The 18261-nt window shown below is 73.9% G+C and carries 15 protein-coding genes; 7 read left to right on the top strand and 8 right to left on the bottom strand.

The annotated features are described in order from the left end of the window. Positions 1-28: 28 nt before the first annotated feature. Positions 29-292, bottom strand: coding sequence for a 30S ribosomal protein S20 (gene rpsT / locus ABD665_RS20265; RefSeq protein WP_204913090.1), 264 nt, complete (start codon positions 290-292; stop codon positions 29-31). Between the two features lie 229 nt (positions 293-521). On the opposite strand from rpsT, the gene lepA reads away from it, so the two are divergent. Together lepA and ABD665_RS20275 are read left to right on the top strand one after the other, a co-directional pair. Continuing rightward, positions 522-2369, top strand: a complete 1848-nt coding sequence (gene lepA / locus ABD665_RS20270) for a translation elongation factor 4 (protein WP_204914794.1) — start codon at positions 522-524, stop codon at positions 2367-2369. A 13-nt stretch (positions 2370-2382) separates the two neighbouring features. After that, complete coding sequence (locus ABD665_RS20275) at positions 2383-3138, top strand: DUF1345 domain-containing protein (RefSeq protein WP_204913089.1); 756 nt, start codon at positions 2383-2385, stop codon at positions 3136-3138. Between the two features lie 93 nt (positions 3139-3231). On the opposite strand, the gene ABD665_RS20280 is transcribed toward ABD665_RS20275, so the two are convergent. The 3 genes from ABD665_RS20280 to ABD665_RS20290 are packed head-to-tail and all read right to left on the bottom strand — an operon-like array spanning position 3232 to position 6372. Next, a complete protein-coding gene (locus ABD665_RS20280) occupies positions 3232-4086 on the bottom strand; it encodes an ABC transporter permease subunit (RefSeq protein WP_204913088.1) in 855 nt (284 codons plus the stop codon). Continuing rightward, on the bottom strand, positions 4083-5069 hold the full coding sequence (locus ABD665_RS20285) for a carbohydrate ABC transporter permease (RefSeq protein WP_204913087.1): 987 nt from the start codon (positions 5067-5069) through the stop codon (positions 4083-4085). Before ABD665_RS20285 ends, ABD665_RS20280 begins: the two co-directional genes overlap by 4 nt. A 7-nt stretch (positions 5070-5076) precedes the next feature. Beyond that, positions 5077-6372: an extracellular solute-binding protein gene (locus ABD665_RS20290; RefSeq protein ID WP_204913086.1), complete on the bottom strand. Its 1296-nt coding sequence runs from the start codon at positions 6370-6372 to the stop codon at positions 5077-5079. A 75-nt stretch (positions 6373-6447) separates the two neighbouring features. Between ABD665_RS20290 and ABD665_RS20295 the strand changes: the two genes are divergently transcribed. Both ABD665_RS20295 and hemW read left to right on the top strand, forming a co-directional pair. Beyond that, positions 6448-7353 (top strand): alcohol dehydrogenase catalytic domain-containing protein, encoded by a 906-nt coding sequence (locus ABD665_RS20295; protein WP_204913085.1) that lies wholly within the window; start codon positions 6448-6450, stop codon positions 7351-7353. 47 nt (positions 7354-7400) lie between these two features. Continuing rightward, on the top strand, positions 7401-8630 hold the full coding sequence (gene hemW / locus ABD665_RS20300; protein WP_204913084.1) for a radical SAM family heme chaperone HemW: 1230 nt from the start codon (positions 7401-7403) through the stop codon (positions 8628-8630). A gap of 173 nt (positions 8631-8803) precedes the next feature. Here hemW and ABD665_RS20305 read toward each other — a convergent pair whose 3' ends face one another. Continuing rightward, the gene (locus ABD665_RS20305) at positions 8804-9700 is read right to left on the bottom strand and encodes an NAD-dependent epimerase/dehydratase family protein (RefSeq protein WP_204913083.1); all 897 of its coding nucleotides are present in this window, start codon (positions 9698-9700) and stop codon (positions 8804-8806) included. Positions 9701-9843: 143 nt separating this feature from the next. Between ABD665_RS20305 and ABD665_RS20310 the strand changes: the two genes are divergently transcribed. After that, positions 9844-10416, top strand: coding sequence for a TetR family transcriptional regulator (locus tag ABD665_RS20310; RefSeq protein WP_204913082.1), 573 nt, complete (start codon positions 9844-9846; stop codon positions 10414-10416). A gap of 37 nt (positions 10417-10453) precedes the next feature. Next, positions 10454-11497, top strand: a complete 1044-nt coding sequence (locus tag ABD665_RS20315) for a cation diffusion facilitator family transporter (RefSeq protein ID WP_344742940.1) — start codon at positions 10454-10456, stop codon at positions 11495-11497. Positions 11498-11673: 176 nt separating this feature from the next. Here the strand turns inward: ABD665_RS20315 and ABD665_RS20320 are convergent, their stop codons facing one another. The 3 genes from ABD665_RS20320 to ABD665_RS20330 form a co-directional block, all read right to left on the bottom strand. After that, complete coding sequence (locus ABD665_RS20320; RefSeq protein WP_425562194.1) at positions 11674-12822, bottom strand: LOG family protein; 1149 nt, start codon at positions 12820-12822, stop codon at positions 11674-11676. 5 nt (positions 12823-12827) lie between these two features. Beyond that, positions 12828-15338 (bottom strand): CHAT domain-containing protein, encoded by a 2511-nt coding sequence (locus ABD665_RS20325; protein ID WP_204913081.1) that lies wholly within the window; start codon positions 15336-15338, stop codon positions 12828-12830. Positions 15339-15418: 80 nt separating this feature from the next. Next, positions 15419-17125 (bottom strand): S8 family serine peptidase, encoded by a 1707-nt coding sequence (locus ABD665_RS20330; RefSeq protein ID WP_204913080.1) that lies wholly within the window; start codon positions 17123-17125, stop codon positions 15419-15421. A 120-nt stretch (positions 17126-17245) separates the two neighbouring features. On the opposite strand from ABD665_RS20330, the gene ABD665_RS20335 reads away from it, so the two are divergent. Then, the gene (locus ABD665_RS20335) at positions 17246-18238 is read left to right on the top strand and encodes an aldo/keto reductase (protein ID WP_204913079.1); all 993 of its coding nucleotides are present in this window, start codon (positions 17246-17248) and stop codon (positions 18236-18238) included. Positions 18239-18261: the final 23 nt, after the last annotated feature.

Consider the following 18261-nt stretch of genomic DNA (forward strand, 5'->3'; position numbering starts at 1 on the left):
GGGACGTCGAGAGACGTGCGGGTGGTGCTCAGACGATGCTGGCGGCCTTGCTGGCGATGGCCGACTTGCGGTTCGCCGCCTGGTTGGCGTGGATCACGCCGCGCGACGCCGCCTTGTCGAGCGCACGGCCCGCGGCGCGAGCGGCGAGAGTCGCCTTCTCGGCGTCGCCGGACTCCGCGGCCTCGCGGAACTTGCGCACCTGGGTACGCAGCGCCGACTTGACGGCCTTGTTGCGCTGACGCGACTTCTCGTTCGTCTTGATGCGCTTGATCTGGGACTTGATGTTGGCCACGGGGTATTTGATCCTTGCGAGGCTGGCGAGAATGAACAGGAACTGGGGCGCCTGTTCCCAGGCACGATCTGTCAGACTACCAGCGCCCGGCACCACCCCTCAACTCGGCGGCGTCGGCCCCCGGGTCCGGGCCTCCTACCCGGCGCCGGTCACCGGGCCGCCACCCCGCTCCCCACCGGCTTTCGCGGGCGGGAGGTGCTGGGGCCGCATGGAATGATGGCTCGTTGTGATCCCTGCCCCGACTCCCGGCCGCACCGATCCCGCGCTCATCCGGAACTTCTGCATCATCGCCCACATCGACCACGGCAAGTCGACGCTGGCGGACCGGATGCTCGGGCTGACGGGCGTGGTGGACGCGCGCTCGGCCCGCGCGCAGTACCTCGACCGGATGGACATCGAGCGCGAGCGCGGCATCACCATCAAGTCCCAGGCGGTCCGGCTGCCCTGGCGCGACTCGCACGGGTCCGACACGGACCCCACCTACATCCTGAACATGATCGACACCCCTGGGCACGTCGACTTCACGTACGAGGTCTCCCGGTCGCTTGCCGCCTGCGAGGGGGCCGTGCTGCTCGTCGACGCCGCGCAGGGCATCGAGGCGCAGACGCTGGCGAACCTCTACCTGGCCCTCGAGGCCGACCTCCACATCATCCCGGTGCTCAACAAGATCGACCTGCCGAGCGCGCAGCCGGACAAGTACGCCGCGGAGCTGGCCGGGATCATCGGGTGCGACCCGGGCGACGTCCTGCGGGTGTCGGCCAAGACGGGCATGGGCGTCGACGCCCTGCTCGACGCGATCGTCGCGCAGGTCCCGCACCCCGTGGGCGACCCGACGGCCCCGGCGCGGGCGCTGATCTTCGACTCCGTCTACGACACCTACCGCGGCGTCGTGACGTACGTCCGCGTCGTCGACGGCGAGCTCCAGCACCGCGAGCAGGTGCAGATGATGTCGACCCGCTCCACCCACGAGGCCCTCGAGGTCGGCGTCATCTCGCCCGACCCGGTGAAGTCGCGGTCGCTCGGCGTGGGCGAGGTGGGCTACCTCATCACCGGGGTCAAGGACGTCCGCCAGTCGCGCGTCGGTGACACGGTCACGACGCTGGCGCGGCCGGCGACCCAGGACCTCGGCGGCTACAAGACGCCGAACCCGATGGTCTACGCCGGGCTCTACCCGATCGACGGCGCCGACTACCCCGAGCTCCGCGAGGCCCTCGACAAGTTGCAGCTCAACGACGCCGCGCTGGTCTACGAGCCGGAGACCTCCGGCGCGCTCGGGTTCGGCTTCCGGATCGGCTTCCTCGGCCTGCTCCACATGGAGATCGTCCGCGAGCGGCTGGAGCGCGAGTTCAACCTGGACCTCATCTCCACCGCCCCGAGCGTGGTCTACCGCGTGGTCATGGAGGACGGTTCCGAGGTCACCGTGACCAACCCGTCGGAGTACCCGACGGGCGGCAAGATCGCCGAGGTCTACGAGCCCGTGGTCAAGGCGGCGATCCTCACCCCGGTCGACTACATCGGCACGATCCTCGAGCTCTGCCAGGCCCGTCGCGGCGTGCAGCACGGCATGGAGTACCTCTCGGCCGACCGGGTCGAGATCCGCTACACCCTGCCGCTGGCCGAGATCATCTTCGACTTCTTCGACGCGCTGAAGTCGCGGACCAAGGGCTACGCGAGCCTCGACTACGAGCCGAACGGCGAGCAGGAGTCCGACCTGGTCAAGGTCGACGTGCTGCTGCAGGGCGAGCCGGTCGACGCCTTCTCCGCCATCGTGCACAAGGACAAGGCGTACTCGTACGGGCTGATGATGGCCGGCAAGCTCAAGGAGCTCATCCCGCGCCAGCAGTTCGAGGTGCCGATCCAGGCCGCCATCGGCGCCCGGGTGATCGCGCGCGAGACGATCAGCGCCATCCGTAAGGACGTCCTCGCCAAGTGCTACGGCGGCGACATCACCCGCAAGCGCAAGCTGCTGGAGAAGCAGAAGGAGGGCAAGAAGCGGATGAAGATGGTCGGCCGCGTCGAGGTCCCCCAGGAGGCGTTCGTCGCCGCGCTCTCCACCACGGAGCCGGCCAAGAAGTGACCCGGGGCCGGCGGTGACGTCGTCGGGCGGCGCCGAGGTCGAGGCCCGGCGCGCCCGGGTCGCGGCGCTGCTCGCGCGCCCGTCCAGCCGGGGCACGTTCCGCTTCGTCGTGTCCGTCGGCGTCGGGCTGGTCGTGGGCGTCGTCGTGGCGCTCACGACGGCTCTCCGCTACGGGGTGCTCAGCGGCCTGATGGCCGTCGCCGCCGCGTACGTCGTCTGGACCTACCTCGCCGTCCGCCGCTTCAAGGGGCAGGGGACGTACGCCCACGCGGGCCGCGAGGACCCGAACATCCTCGTCCGCGACGTCGGCATCACGATGGTGATCGTCGGCAACCTGGGCGCGGTCGTCGCGCTGCTCGTGCTCGACCAGGGGCGCAGCCAGGGCAACGACGTGGACGCCGCCTTCGCGGTCGGCAGCGTGCTGCTCTCGTGGTTCCTGCTGCACACGCTCTACGCGCCGCACTACGCACGGCTCTTCTACGGCCGGCCCGACGAGGGCGTGCCCCCCCTGGTGCTGCACGAGCCCCTCACGGGCGAGGAGGTCACCGTCGCCGGCGGCATCGACTTCAACGTCGACGGCTACTGGCCCATGTACGCCGACTTCACCTACTTCGCGTTCAACCTGGGCATGACCTTCCAGGTCTCCGACACCGCCGTGAAGAGCCCGGCGATCCGCCGGCTCGTGCTCGGCCACTCCCTGCTGTCCTACTTCTTCGCCACCGCCATCACGGCCACCGTGATCAACCTGGTGATCGGCCTGGTCGGCTGACCCTGCTTTGCTCCGAAAGTGGTCGGTCCGAGGCCCGGACCGGGCCGGGAACAGCTCCGGAGCGACCACTTCCGGGGGAGAGGGTGCTGCTTTCTAGTCGATGCCGGAACGTTCCACGCCCTGCACGAGCTGGCGCTGGAGGACGACGAACACGATCAGCACCGGCAGGATCGCGACGGCGGAGCCCATGAAGACCTGGGCCGTGTCCACCCGCTGCGAGGACGTGTACGCGCTGAGCGCGACCTGGACCGTCCGGTAGGCGGGGTCCTGGCCGATGAGCAGCGGCCAGAGGAACGCGTTCCAGGCGTTGAGGAACGTGATCGTGCCGACGGCGGCGCAGATGCCCCAGGCGTTGGGCAGGACGATCCTCGTGAACGTCCGCCAGCGGCCCGCGCCGTCGATGGCCGCGGCCTCCTCGAGCTCGACCGGGAAGCCGGAGAAGAACTGGCGGAACAGGAACGTCGCGAACGCCGAGAACAGCACCGGCACGACGAGCCCCCGCAGGCTGGAGATCCAGCCGAGGCTGGAGACCATGACGAAGGTCGGCACGAACGTGACCGTGGTCGGGACCATCAGCGTCAGCACCGTCATGCCGAGCACGAGGCGGCTCGCCCGCGACGGGATCCGGGCCAGGCCGTAGCCGGCCATCGCCGAGATCGCGACGGTGAGGACGGTCTGCAGGACCGAGACGACCGCGGAGTTGGCGAGGCTCCGGGCGAACTGCACGTTCTCGTCCGCGAACAGCCGCCGCAGGTTCTCCAGCGACGGGTGGGCCGGCCACCACACCCAGGACGCCGACACCAGCTCGGACGGCGAGGCCAGGGCGTTGCGCACGACGACGTAGAACGGCAGCAGGAACACGAGCGCCAGCACGGCGAGCAGCCCGTGCGTCGCGACCTCGGGGCCCCGCCGGCGTACGCCCCGCGGTCCGGTCGTCGGGCGGCTCACGGCTCGCGACGTTCCCGCAGCAGCCGGAGCTGACCGAGCCCGAGCAGCGCGACCACGATCGTCAGGATCACCGTGCCCGCGCTGCCGACCCCGAGGTCCTGCGTGCCCTGCCCGAGCGAGACCAGGTAGAGGTAGACCAGCGGGGGACGGGCGTACGGCGGGTAGCTCCCGACCGAGACGAGGGTGTTGTAGAACTCGTCGAACGCCTGGAAGGCGCCGATGGTCAGCAGCAGCAGCACGGCCACCGAGGTGGCCCGCAGCTGCGGGAGCGTGATCCAGCGGACCGTGCGCCAGCCGGTCGCCCCGTCCAGCGCGGCGGCCTCGTACGTGTCGGTCGGGATCCGCTGCAGGCCCGCGAGGAACAGCACCATGTAGAAGCCGGCCTGCAGCCACAGCCGGAGCGTGACAAGCACGACCCAGTAGAGGTAGTGCTCGCCGCTGAGCCAGGCGACGGGGTCGAGGCCGACGGCGCGGAGGGCGGAGTTCACCAGCCCGAAGCGGGCGCCGTTGAAGATCGACAGCCGCCAGACCAGGGCGGCGACGACGTACGAGCAGGCGGTGGGCAGGAAGAAGGCCGACCGAAAGAAGGCCTGCGCGTACCGAGCCCGGGCCACCAGCAGCGCCAGGGCGAGCGCGAGGGCGAAGGTCGTCGGGACGATCAGCACCGCGAACACCACGAACGTGCCAATGCTGACCAGGAACGAGCGGTTCGTCAGGAGGTAGGCGTAGTTGCCGAGCCCCACGAACGTCGTCGGCGTGACCGTGTTCCGGGCGTCGAAGAAGGACAGGTAGACGCTCCACAGCACCGGCACGTAGACGAAGACCACGAGGCCCGCGACGAACGGGCCGCAGAAGACCCAGAACCAGGCGAGGTCGGAACGCCGCCGGGCCCCGGGCCGGGTCCGCGGGACGACCGGGGCGACGGGCCCGCCGGTGCCGCTCGTGTCGTCCGTACCGTCGCGGACCGGCGCTGCGGTGCTCACGCCGGGCTCACCCCCGTGCGCGGGCGATCTCGGTCCTGGCCGTCGCCGCGACCTGGCCGATCTCGGTCTTCGGGTCGGCGTTCTTGGTGATCACCCGGGTGAGGGCCGCGCTCAGGGCGTTCGAGGTCGCGGGCGTCCAGAGCTTGCTCGGCGCGTGCCCGAGCTCGTCCACGAACCTGGCGGCCTCGGCCCCCGCCCCCGTGGCGATCTTGGTCGCCTGCGGGACCAGGGCCGGCTTGGCCGGGATGTGCACGCCGTAGGAGTTGGAGAAGTCGACCTGGTCGGCCTCCTGGTCGACCCAGAGCCAGCGCACGAAGGCCTTGGCCGCCTCCGGGTCCTTGCCCTTGGCGGCGACGATCGAGCCGTACGAGCCGAAGGGCACGGCGGGCCGGCCGCTCGCGCCGACCGACGGGAACGGCAGCACGCCGAAGTCGTCGCCGAGGGCCTTCTGGACGTCGGGCAGCGTCCACAGCCCGGTCCACTGCATCGCCGTCTCGCCGTTGGTCAGCGGCCCGGCGTCGAACCAGTCGGCCGACGCGCTGCGCACGAGCCCGCCGGACGTGGCGAGGTCGCGGTAGGCGGCGAAGGCCGCCCAGCCCTCGGCGTCGTCGAAGCCGATGCCGGTGCTGTCGGCGTTCAGCTGCTCGTGGCCGGAGGACCACACCAGCATCTGGGCCAGCGTGCCCACGCCACCGTCGTTGCCGGCGAAGAAGCCGCCCATGTCCTTGGTCGTGACCGCCTTGGCCGCCGCGGTGAGCTCGGCCAGGGTCGTCGGCGGGGCGGCGCCCGCCTTCTCCAGCACGGACTTGCGGTAGAAGAGCATCTGCATGTCGACGGTCTGCGGGATCGCGTAGACCTTGCCCTCCCAGGTCATCGCGTCGAGCACGGGCTTGGAGAACTGGCTCGCCGCGTCGCCGAGGGTGTCGGTCAGGTCGACGACCTGGCCGGCCCGGATCATGTCGAGCGTCGGGCCGTTGCCGTACTCGAAGACGTCGGGCACGTCCGCGGTGAGTAGCGAGGCCGATGCGAGCTTGTCGTAGTCACCCGGGTTCCACCGGACGGTGACGCTGGCCTGCTCGTACGCCGCCGCGTAGCGCTTGACCGCCGCCTCGACGCCGTCCTCGCCGTACTCGTGGTACCACTGCGACAGCGCCGGCCTCGGGCCCGTGGAGCCGCTCGCGGGGGCCGAGGCCTCGGGCGCGCGTCCGGTGTTGCTGCCGCACCCGGCCAGGCCGACGGCGAGGGCCGAGGCGCCCAGCCCGGACAGGAAGCGGCGACGGGGCAGTGCGGGGGGAATACCCATGCGCGGGACTCTAGTTGTGAGCGCAGACACCGGAGCGGGGCACCGCCCGGGCCGGACGACGAGACGGAGAACGCCATGCGAGCCCTCACCTACACCGAGCACGGCGGCCCCGAGGTCCTGCACGTGGCGGCCGTCCCGGAGCCCCACGCCGGGCCCGGGCAGGTGCGCGTCCGGGTCGCCGCGGCCGGCGTGAACCCGATCGACTGGAAGCTGCTCGGCGGGTTCATGGGAGGCAGCGAGACGCCCGAGGCGCCCGTCGTCCCGGGCTTCGACGCCGCCGGCGTGGTCGACGAGGTGGGCGAGGGCGTGACCGGGGTGTCCGTCGGCGACGACGTCTTCGGCCTCGGCACCGGCACCCAGGCGGAGCTCGCCGTCCTCACGGCGTGGGCGCCGAAGCCCGCCTCGCTCGACTGGAGCGTCGCGGCGGCGGCGCCGAGCGCGCTGGAGGTCAGCGAGCGCGTCCTGCGCCTCGTCGGGGTGGAGCCCGGACAGACCCTCTTCGTCGCGGGCGGTGCGGGCGGCGTGGGCGCGGTCCTCGTCCAGACCGCGGTCGCGCGCGGCATCACCGTCGTCGCCTCCGCCGGCGCCGACAACCAGGGCTACCTCCGCGAGATCGGTGCGGTGCCGGTGACCTACGGCGACGGCCTGGTCGAGGCGGTGCGGGCGGCGGCCCCGGGCGGGGTCGACGCCGTCGCCGACGTGGCGGGCAGGACGGCCGCGGCCGAGCTGTTCGCGCTCGCGCCCAGCCACGACAAGGTCATCTCCATCGCCAACTTCGACCTGGCCGCCGAGGGCGCGCTGGTGACGGGCGGCGGCCCAGGGGAGTCGCGCCCGGTCGAGGCGCTCGGCGAGGGTGCGGAGCTGCTGCGGGAGAGCAGGATCGTGATCAAGGTCCAGACCTTCCCGCTCGACCGGGCGGCGGAGGCCTACGCGACCAGCCTGTCCGGCCACGTGCGGGGCAAGCTCGTGCTGCTGCCCTGAGCCGCGTCCGGGGTCACGGGCTGGGGCCGGGCGACTAACCTCGCCCGGTGCCGTCCGCGTTGCCCGAGGGGGATCCCGCTCCCGACGACGGCCGGCTGCCGGACGAGGTCGTGGCCCAGGTGGGCCGGCGACCCTTCGGGATCTATCTCCACGTGCCGTTCTGCACGACCCGCTGCGGATACTGCGACTTCAACACCTACACCGCGACCGAGCTCGGGCCCGACCCCGGTGCGAGCCGGCTCGGCTACGTCGACCGCGCGATCACCGAGCTGGACCTCGCCGTCGCCACGCTCGGCGCCGACGTGCCGAGCGTCTCCACCGTCTTCGTCGGGGGCGGGACGCCGACGCTGCTCCCGCCCGCGGACCTGGCCCGGTTCCTCGCGGCCGTCGACGACCGCTTCGGCCTCGCGCCCGACGCGGAGGTCACGACCGAGTCCAACCCGGACTCGATCGACGCGGCGGGGCTGGCGACGCTGCGCGAGGCGGGCTTCACCCGCGTCTCCTTCGGCATGCAGTCCGCCGTCCCGCACGTCCTCGCCACGCTCGACCGCGCGCACACGCCCGGCCGGGCGCAGCAGGCCGTCGCCGACGCGTGGGCCGCCGGCTTCGACCACGTGAGCCTGGACCTGATCTACGGCACGCCGGGGGAGTCCGCCCCGGACTGGGCGACCAGCGTCGAGGCGGCCCTCGCGGCCGGGCCCGACCACGTCAGCGCGTACGCCCTCATCGTCGAGGAGGGCACCCGCCTCGCCGCCCGGGTCCGCCGCGGTGAGCTGCCGATGCCCGACGACGACACCCTGGCCGACGACTACGTGGCCGCGGACGCGCGGTTCGTCGAGGCCGGCCTGGGGGCGTACGAGGTCAGCAACTGGTCCCGCGACGACGCCGCCCGCTGCCGCCACAACCTCGGCTACTGGCGCGGCGACGACTGGTGGGGCATCGGCCCCGGCGCCCACAGCCACGTCGCCGGCCTGCGCTGGTGGAACGTCAAGCACCCCGCCCCGTACGCCGCCCGGCTCGCCGCGGGCCGGTCGCCGGCGGCGGGCCGCGAGCTGCTGGACCCCGAGCAGCGCCGGGTCGAGCGCGTGCTGCTCGAGGTCCGCCTCGCCGAGGGCCTGCCCGTCGACGTGCTCACCGCCACCGAGCGGCGACGCCTGCCCGACCTGGCCGTGCGGGGCCTGATAGCGCCGGAGCACGCCGGGCCCGAGGGCCGCGTCGTCCTCACGTCCGCCGGCCGCCTCCTCGCCGACGGCGTGGTCCGCGACCTGCTCGACTGACGGAGAACGCCCTGAGCCTGTCGAAGGGCGCGAAGAACGCCCCCTGAGCCTGTCGAAGGGCCCCGCAGGGGTTGGCGTTCTGCCTTGGTGAAACGGGAGAGCCGACCTCTTCGAGGCCCTTGCAGGCTCAGGGGGCGTTCCGGCCCTTCGACAGGCTCAGGGGGCGTCGGCGCTCAGCTGCGGAAGTAGACCCCGCTCTCGAGGTCCTCGAGCAGGGTCGGGCCGGTCGGGGTCCAGCCCAGGAGCTCACGCGTGAGGGTGCTGGAGGCCGAGAGGTCCATGCCGAAGAAGGCGCCGAGGAAGCCGAAGTGCTCCACCGCGTCCTCGGGGGCGACGTCGACGACGGGAAGGTCGAGCCCGTGCCCGATCGCCTCGGCGATCGCGCGGCTGGGCAAGCTGCTCTCGGCCACGACGTGCAGCAGGGTGCCCGCGGGCGCCTGCTCGAGGCCGAGGCGGACGAGGCGGGCGGCGTCGGAGCGGTGCACGGCGGACCAGCCGGTGGTGCCGTCGCCGACGTAGCCGGAGCGGCCCTGCGCGCGGGCCGCGGCCACCAGGATGGCGACGAAGCCGTGGTCGCCGTCGCCGTGGACGGTCGGGGCGAAGCGCAGGCTGATCGAGCGGACGCCCTTCTCGACGTAGTCGAGGGCCAGGTTCTCCGCACCACCACGCGGGGCGTCCGGGCCCACGAACGGGGAGCGGTCGCGCTCGGTGACGGGGCGTCCGGGGGTGAGGCCGGCGACGCCCGCGGCCACGAGGAACGGGCGGTCCGAGGCGGCGAGCACGTCGCCGATGGTCTGCACCGCGGTGCGCTCGGCGCGGTTCGTGGCGGCCTGGTCGGACCAGTCGTGCTTGTTGGCCAGGTGGACCACGGCGTCGGCACCGTCCGAGCCCTTGCGCAGGCTGTCGAGGTCGTCGAGGTCGCCGCGCAGGACGGTCGCTCCCTTGGCTTCCAGGCGGGCCGCGGCCGCGTCGGACCGGGCGAGGCCGACGACCTCGTGGCCCGCGCCGAGCAGCTCGTCGACGCTGGCCGAACCGATCCAGCCGGACGCGCCGGTGACGAATACACGCATCTCTGTGCTCCTTCGTGGGCGGGCCGAAGGGGCGCCACCCGATGATGTCAGTCACTGATGTCGGTGACTGTCGTCAGCGTACGCGCACGTTCAGCGACTGTCATCACTCTGACGTCGGTCGCTGTCATCACTAGACTGCGGACATGGTCCGTTGGGAGCCCGGCGCTCAGGAACGGCTCGCGGCCGCCGCGCTGGAGCTCTACGCGAGCCGGGGCTTCGAGCAGACGACGGCCGCCGACGTCGCCCAGTCCGTCGGGCTGACCGAGCGGACCTTCTTCCGCTACTTCGCCGACAAGCGCGAGGTGCTGTTCGCCGGGCAGGACCACTTCCAGCAGCTCTTCGTCGCGAACGTCGCGGCCGCACCGCCCGAGGCGTCCGCGATGGAGGCCGTGTCCTTCGCGCTCGACGCCGCGGCGGTCTTCTTCCCCGACGAGCGCCGGCCCCACTCGCGGCTGCGGCAGTCGATCATCGACGCCAACCCGGGGCTGCACGAGCGTGAGCTGCTCAAGCTGGCCAGGCTCACGGAGGGCATGGCCGCGGCGCTGCGCGACCGTGGCGTCCCCGAGCCGCAGGCGACGCTCGCGGCCCACACCGGGGTCACCGTCTTCGGCGTCGCCTTCCGCCTCTGGGTCGGCGAGCACGAGGAACGTCCGCTGGGCGCGATCGAGGCCGACGTGCTGCGCGACCTGCAGGCGCTCTCGCCCAGCGTGCGCTGACCGGAGCGGCGCGGTCCCGGGGACTACCGTCACCTCCGTGCCTGCCGCCGAGCATCCCTCCGTCACCGCCGGACTGACGCAGACCGACCCCGGGACCTCCGAGGACCTGGTCGCGCTCACCCCGGCGTCGTCGCGCCCGGACGACGAGGGCAAGGGGGGCGGCGAGAGCCTCTTCACCGTCATCCTCGCCTTCGCCGCGAACCTGCTGATCGCCATCGCGAAGTCCGTCGCGGCGATCATGACCGGCTCGGCGTCGATGGTGGCCGAGGCCGCGCACTCGTGGGCGGACACCGGGAACGAGATCTTCCTGCTCATCGCGCAGAAGCGTTCGGCGCGCGGCCGCGACGAACGACACCCGCTGGGCTACGGCCGCGAGGCGTTCGTCTGGTCGATGTTCGCAGCGTTCGGGCTGTTCACGGCCGGGGCCGTCGTCTCGATCAGCCACGGCATCAGCGAGCTGCGCAACCCCGAGCCCGGCTCGGACTTCCTCGTCGCCTACATCGTGCTCGCCATCTCGTTCGTCCTCGAGGGCACGAGCTTCCTGCAGGCGTTCCGGCAGTCGCGCAAGGACGCCCGGGCGTACGGGCGGGGGACGCTGAAGTTCGTGCTGAACACGTCGAACACGACGCTCCGCGCGGTGTTCTTCGAGGACTCGGCGGCGCTGGTCGGCATCCTCATCGCGGCGACCGGCATCGTGCTGCACGAGGTGACCGGTTCGCCGATCCCCGACGCGATCGGCTCCATCGGCGTCGGCGTCCTGCTCGGCGTCGTGGCGGTCATCCTCATCGACCGGAATCGCCGGTTCCTGGTCGGTGAGGCCGTGCCGGACGACGCCCGCGCGCTGGTCCTGGGCTTCCTGCTCGACCAGCCCGAGGTCGAGCGGGTCACCTACCTGCACCTCGAGTTCGTCGGGCCGTCGCGCTACTACCTCGTCGCCGCGGTCGACATCGTCGGTGAGGCGAAGGAGACGACGGTCGCGCACCGGCTGCGTGAGGTCGAGCGCGAGCTGGAGGCCGAGGACGTCATCGAGGAGGCCGTGATCACGCTCAGCACGCCCGAGGAGGCGTCGATCACCCGCTGAGGCGATCCGGACGTCTGCCGGTCGTCGCCGATCCCCTCGGCACACCCTGCTCTCGTAGGCACACCCTGCTCGCACCGGCACACCGTGCTCCCGACGGCACACCCTGCAGGGTGTGCCGGTGCGAGAACGGTGTGCCGACGGCACGAGGTGGTGCCGATCAGGAAGCCTGTGCGGACTCAGCCGGTGACCAGCGCGAGGGCCTCCTCGGGGTCGTCGACGACGTGGACCGCCCCGGCCATCGGGGAGTCGCGGGAAAGCGCCTCCAGCAGCGGCCAGGCCGGCAGCGTGCTCTGCCAGTGCTCGCTCCCGAGCAGCACGAGCGGTGCCTTGGCCGAGCCCGGGACGGCGTAGAAGCGGTCGTTCGCGGCCTGGAAGATCTCCTGCACCGTGCCCGCGGAACCCGGGGCGAAGACGATCCCGCCGCGGCAGCGGTGCAGCAGCGTGTCCTCGCGCAGCGCGTTGGCGAAGTACTTGGCGATGGCCGTGCCGAAGACGTTCGTGGGCTCGTGGCCGTAGAACCAGGTCGGGATGCTGATGCTCCGGCCCGCCTGGTCGCCGGACCAGCGGGCCCGGACGGCGAGGGCCGCGTCGGCCCAGGCGTCGACCCCGTCGGCCCAGCCCGGCGCGCCGGCGAGCTGCGCGAGCGCCTCGGGCAGGGCGTCGTCCCACCCGCTGAGGTAGGCCCCGAGGTTCGCCGCCTCCATCGCGCCCGGTCCGCCGCCCGTCAGCACCGTGCGCCCGGCCCGGGTCAGCCCTGCGCCCAGGCGGGCCGTGGCCGCGTACGCGGGGTCCGACCGGCGGACCGCGTGGCCGCCCATCACGCCGACCACGCGGGTGGGGTCGAGCCCCTCGGTGGCGTCGTCGAGCGCCCCGCCGATGCTGTGGTCGTGCAGGGTGGCGGCGAGGTCCGCCGTGAGGGACCGGCCGTGCGGCGCGCGGCTCCAGGCGTAGGTCGTCGAGTCCGGGCTGAGGGCGTACGGCGGCCGCTGCCCGTCGACGACGCCGTAGAGCTCCTCGGGGGAGTAGAGCCGCGGCCGGTACGGGTCGAAGGGCAGGTCGGGCAGCTCGGGGAAGAGCAGCGCGCCGCCGGAGCGCAGCCGCTCGGCGACGTCGACGGGCGACCCGGCGAAGAGGCACCCCAGGAACACGGCCCCGCGCGGGTCGGCGGCGAGCAGCGCGTCGGTACGGTCCCGCAGGTCCACCGAGGAGACGAACCACCCGGTCAGCCGGCGGCGGCCCGCGAGCCGGGCCCCGTCGTCCGCGAGCCGGGTGTCGAAGTCCGCCAGGCTGTCGATCTCCACGCTCCGGCTGCTCACGCCGGCCATCCTGCTCAGCCCGCAGGACTGAACCGCACCGCCGCGCCGAAGCAGACGAACGGCACCGGGCGGTCGACGGCCGCGGCCGCGTCGGCGAGGGCAGTCGCGCTGTCGGCCCCGGCGGCGAGCCGTCGGTGGTAGCTCACCATCACCTCGGCGGCGAGGTCGTCGGCCACCTCGGCGACGCCGGAGACGACGCAGCGGGCGCCGAGCTGCAGCAGCACGCTGGTCAGCCCGAGCGACTCGTCGCCCGGCCGCACGGTCGCCTGGCCCAGCTCGCACGCCGACAGCACGACGTGGCCCGGGACCTGGCCGGCCCGCAGCTCGTACGCGAGCAGGGGACCGTCGGCGAGGTCGAGGGAGGAGAAGAGCGGGTTCTGCGCGACGTGGTGGCCGTGGGCGGCCAGGTGGGCGATCGTCGCCGCCGGCCCGTGCTCCGCGAACGCCCGCCCTGTCGCCTCGTCCCCGGTGAGGACGCGCGTGCCCGGCCAGGTCCGGGCGACCTCGTCGACCTCCGCGACGGCAGCGGGCACCTCCGGCCCGGCGAGGGCCAGGACGCGGGCGGGGAGCGGTCCGGCGTCGGCGGCCCGGCGGAACCAGGCCCCCGCTGTGGGCGCGACCTCGACCGGACGGCCGCGCAGCGACGGCAGGCAACCCCACGGCAGCGTGCTCAGGTCAGCGGTCGGCACGACGACCAGCGGCTCGTCGCCGAGGCCGAGCGGGGCGAGCAGCAGCGCGTCGAGCGCCGCGAGCTTGTGCGTCGCCGACGCGAGCGCGCCGGCCCGGAGCCGCTCGGGCACCCGGGACCGGGCGACGACGTCGAGGTCGGCGCGGACCGTACGGGTGAGCGCAGCCGCCCGGGCCGCGGCACCGGCGAGGCGCAGCAGCCGCGGGCGCGAGCGGCCGAGGCCCACGGCGACGAGGTCGTCGCCCTGCCGGCCCAGCAGGAGCATCCGCCGCCCTCGGGCGGTCAGTCGTTCGCGCACGTCGGCCATCGGAGTGATCGCCGTCGCCCACCCGATCCCGCCGACCTGCCAGGAGAGGCCGCGGAGCTCGCCCTGCAGCTGCGCGACGCGCTCCCGGAGCCCCTGCGCCTCGCCGCGGCGGGCCGGGTCGGCGCCGATCTCGTGCAGCGTGACCGTCAGCTGGCGCAGCTCCACGAGCAGGGGCGCCGAGGTGCCCGTGGGCGGGGTGACGGGCACGAGCCGGCGCGAGCGTTCGCGTCCGCGCTCCAGCGCGGCGACCACGGCGGCCGGACGTCCCGAGGTGAGCGCGAGGTCGAGGTCCAGCGCGGCCAGCCGGCGACCGTGCAGCGCGCTGGCGGTCTGCAGGTCGACGCTGCCGAAGCGCGCCTGGTAGCGCGCGAGGTCGTCGAGCCCGCGACGGACCTCGCGCGCGGCCGTGACGTGGTCGCCCCGTCCGCGGGCGAGCCGGGCGGCGACGGTCCGCCGCTGCAGCCGCACCTCGACCAGGTCGGTCCGGTGGGGCGGCGCGAGCTCGGCGTACGCCGCCGCGGCCTCGTCCGGCCGCCCCGCGAGCAGCAGGGCCTCGGCGGCGATCAGGCGTGCCGTCGTGGCGTAGGGGGTCAGGCGCTCGGCGGCGAACTCGTCGGCCAGGCGCAGGGCGGGGCCCGCGAGCAGCCGCGGCGGCCGGCCCGCCGCGAGGTCGCCCGCGAGGAGGACCAGCTCGGCCCGGCGTCGCCACGCCTCGTTACCGCGCCGCAGGAAACGGACCCGCGCCGCGCCGGCGAGGCGGCGCGCGAGGTCGAAGCGCCCGTCGAGCAGCGCGAGCTGCGCGCCCGAGAGCTCGGTCTCGGCGAGCCAGGCCCAGGCCCGGCCCCGGCGGGCGGCCTCCGCCCCGCGCCGCAGCGCCGCGTCCGCCTCGTCGATCAGCCCCGCCTCGGTCAGCACCCGGGCCAGGTCGAGGAGCGACGTCGCGAGGGTCGTCTCCTCGCTGCCCAGCAGCGCCTCGTGCATCAGGCGGAGCGCGGCGGGCAGGTCGCCGGCGAGGAACGCGGTGTACCCGAGGTTGTGCCGTGCCATCGCCGCGAACTTGCGCAGGTCCGGGTCGTCGCCGGCGCGCACCAGGCACCCGGCGAAGTCCTCGCGCGCACCCTCGAGGTCGAGCCGCTCGAGCCGGACGACGCCCCGGTTGACCAGCATCCGGCAGACGTCGAGGTCCGCGGCCCGGCCGGCGAGCGGGTCGGCCAGGGCGAACTGCTCCAGGGCCTCGTCGCGCGCCCCCATCCGCAGGGCCCGCAGCGCCCGGGCCTGCCGTACGGCGAAGGTCAGGTCGTCCGCGCCCAGGGCGACGGCGCGGTCCGTGGCCGCCTCCAGGTGCCGCAGGCCGGCGCCCTGGCCCAGGATCTCCTGCTCCATCGCCCCGAGCAGGGTGAGCAGCCGGACCTCCAGCCGGGCGCCCGCCGGGTCCGCCCCGCCCGCGGGCTCGCCGAGCCGGAGGAGGCGGAGCCCGGACGTGGCCTGGCGGCGGCTGACGTCGTAGCGGCCGCGGTTCGCCGACCCCACGGCGCGTGCGTGGAGCGTCTCGACCCGGACGAGCAGCCGTCCGGGCCCGCGGGGGTGCGTGGTCAGGGGGTCTCCGCCGCTCAGGCCTGCGGGGCGGCGAGCCGCAGGGCGCTCCAGCAGACCTCCAGCGGGTCCTCCTGGTCGTCGGCGTCCCGCCGTAGCCGGCGGGAGGCGTTGAGGCACTGGGCGACGTCGCCGGCCAGCAGCGGGGCCGCGAAGGAGGTGCCGCTCCAGGTGGCGAACCCGGAGCGGAAGTCGTCGGGGTCGATGGTCGCCCGCACCTCACCGTCGACGACCAGCTGGACGCTCGGGCTGCTGCCGCCGTCGAAGGAGGTCGGCACCGTGCTCACCAGGGCGGCCCCGGGCCGCCAGGTCCGGACCCACGCGCCGGCGTTCGAGAACAGGGCGACCGTGCCGTCCGGGTTCGTGGCGCCGACGGCGACCAGCGGGATCTCGTCGGGCACCTCGTCCGGCAGCGGCGACCACGGCGCGAACGCCGCCGGGTAGGCCGGGCGGGAGGTCGCGTCGTTGCCCGCCGACGTCACCACCGCGACCCCGAGCCGGGCGAGCGCCCGCAGCGAGGTCCGCATGACCGGGTCGAAGTCGGCGTCGGTCGGCTGCTCGTGGTAGTAGCCGAGGGACAGCGAGACCACGTCCACGAGGTCCGCGGTCCGTCCCTCCCGGCGCGCCAGCGCCTGGCGCACCCACAGCATGTTCAGCGCGGTCAGGAGGTCGTACTCGTTGATCACCCCGTCGGGCTGCACGACGCGGACCGACAGGATCCGGGCGTCCGGGCAGCGCTGGTGCACGAGCCCGGCGATGAACGTCCCGTGACCGGCCTCGACGTCGAGCGAGCCCGTCAGCGCCCCGCTCAGGACCCCGAGCCGCTCGACGTCGGTGGAGGGTTCGGTGAGCCCGATCGGCAGGCCGCCGCACCGCGGGTCCCGCTCGACGACCGCGTCGAGCCAGGGGTGGGTGCCGGTCCCGGTGTCGAGCACGGCCACGACGGGGCGCCGCGCGCCCTCGAGGTCGGCCTCGGCACGGCGCGCCGGGGGTGGGCCCATCCAGGTCACGGGCATGCGGCCGCCCGACCCGGGCTGGGCGTACTCGGCCGTCGCCTGGGAGAAGGCCACGTGCGGCAGCGGGGACGCCGAGTCCCCGCCCGCGGAGAAGGCGACGTGCGGGAAGGGGGTGGCGCCGAACGCCACGTGCGGGTTGCCCCCGACCCCGAAGGCCACGTGCGGCTTGGGCGTGATCCCCCAGGGCACGTACGGGGCGGGATCCAGGCCCCCGGTGGTCAGGAGGTGCATCAGGGAGACCGACCCGGCGCCCGGCCTGCCGCGCATCAGGCGGCGGAACCGCTGGAGCACCGGCCACGCGTCGACCGCCCCGCGCGGCTCGTCGTCGTCGGACCGGCGGCGCAGGTGCACCCGGAGCACCAGCGGGTGCTCGTCGGAGTCCAGCAGGCCGGCCCGTGCCGCCAGCCCGGCGAGGTCGGCGTCGACCTCCTCCACCTCGAGCGCGTGCTCGGGCTGCGCGGCCCGCGCGAGCGCGGCGTGGACCTCGTCGTCGATGCGGCCGTCACGGCCGGGGCGGACCAGCAGCTGGTCGCCGGCGTACGCCGTGGGCTGCAGGGTCTCGCCAGCGAAGCGGTCCGCCCGGCCCGGGTCGAGGAACCTCGCGCCGCGCGGGTCCAGGTGGTCCCGCCGGGGGCCGTGACGGCGCGGCGTGGGTGCGAGGGGCGGGTGCGCGGCCGGGGGCTGGGTGTCGGCGGGGTCGTACGGCATGGGCGGGCCTTCGGACGAGGAGACAGGACCTTTCTACCGGTCCGGAGGCGAAAGGGCGATGGTTGATACCTCCCCAGGGGTGGAGGAACGACCCGGACCCGTCCGGGTAGCGTCGGGCGGATGGAAGAACGAGTGCTGGGCAAGACCGAACGTCCCGTCTCCGTCGTCGGGCTGGGGACCTGGCAGCTGGGCGCCGACTGGGGCGAGGTCGACGAGCGGGACGCGATGGCCGTCCTCGACGGCGCGGTCGAGGCCGGGGTGTCCTTCTTCGACACCGCCGACGTCTACGGCGACGGGCGCAGCGAGCGCCTGATCGGCAGCTACCTCGGCGAGCACGAGGACCTCGAGCTCGTCGTGGCGACCAAGATGGGTCGCCGGGTCGACCAGGTCCCCGAGAACTACGTCCTGGAGAACTTCCGCGGCTGGGTCGACCGGTCGCGGCGCACCCTCGAGGTGGACCGGCTGGACCTCGTCCAGCTGCACTGCCCGCCCACGGCCGTCTACTCCCAGGACGCCGTCTACGACGCGCTCGACACCCTCGTCGACGAGCAGGCGATCGCCGCGTACGGGGTCAGCGTGGAGACCGCCGACGAGGCGCTCACGGCGATCAGCCGGCGGGGGACCGCCTCGGTGCAGATCATCCTCAACGTGTTCCGGCGCAAGCCGCTGGAGTTCGTGCTGCCCGCGGCCGAGGCGGCCGGCGTCGGGATCATCGCCCGTGTGCCGCTGGCCAGCGGCCTGCTGAGCGGGCGCTACGACGAGCAGACGACCTTCGCCGAGAACGACCACCGCAGCTACAACCGCCACGGCGAGGCCTTCGACGTCGGCGAGACCTTCTCCGGCGTCGACTACGCGACCGGCGTGCGCGCGGCCCAGGCGTTCTCGCGGCTGGTCTCCGGGCTGCCCTTCGAGGCCACGCCGGCGCAGGCCGCGCTCGCGTGGGTCGTGCAGCAGCCGGGCGTCACCACCGTGATCCCGGGGGCGCGCAACCCGGAGCAGGCCCGGGCGAACGCCGCCGCCGGCGAGCTGCCGCCGCTCGGCGACGACTTCATGGCCGCGGTGAAGGACCTCTACGACACCGAGATCGCCCCGCTGGTCGCCGACCGCTGGTGAGCCGCGTCGGCTGAACCCTGCCG

The organism is Microlunatus spumicola (assembly GCF_039536445.1).
Classification (GTDB): domain Bacteria; phylum Actinomycetota; class Actinomycetes; order Propionibacteriales; family Propionibacteriaceae; genus Microlunatus; species Microlunatus spumicola.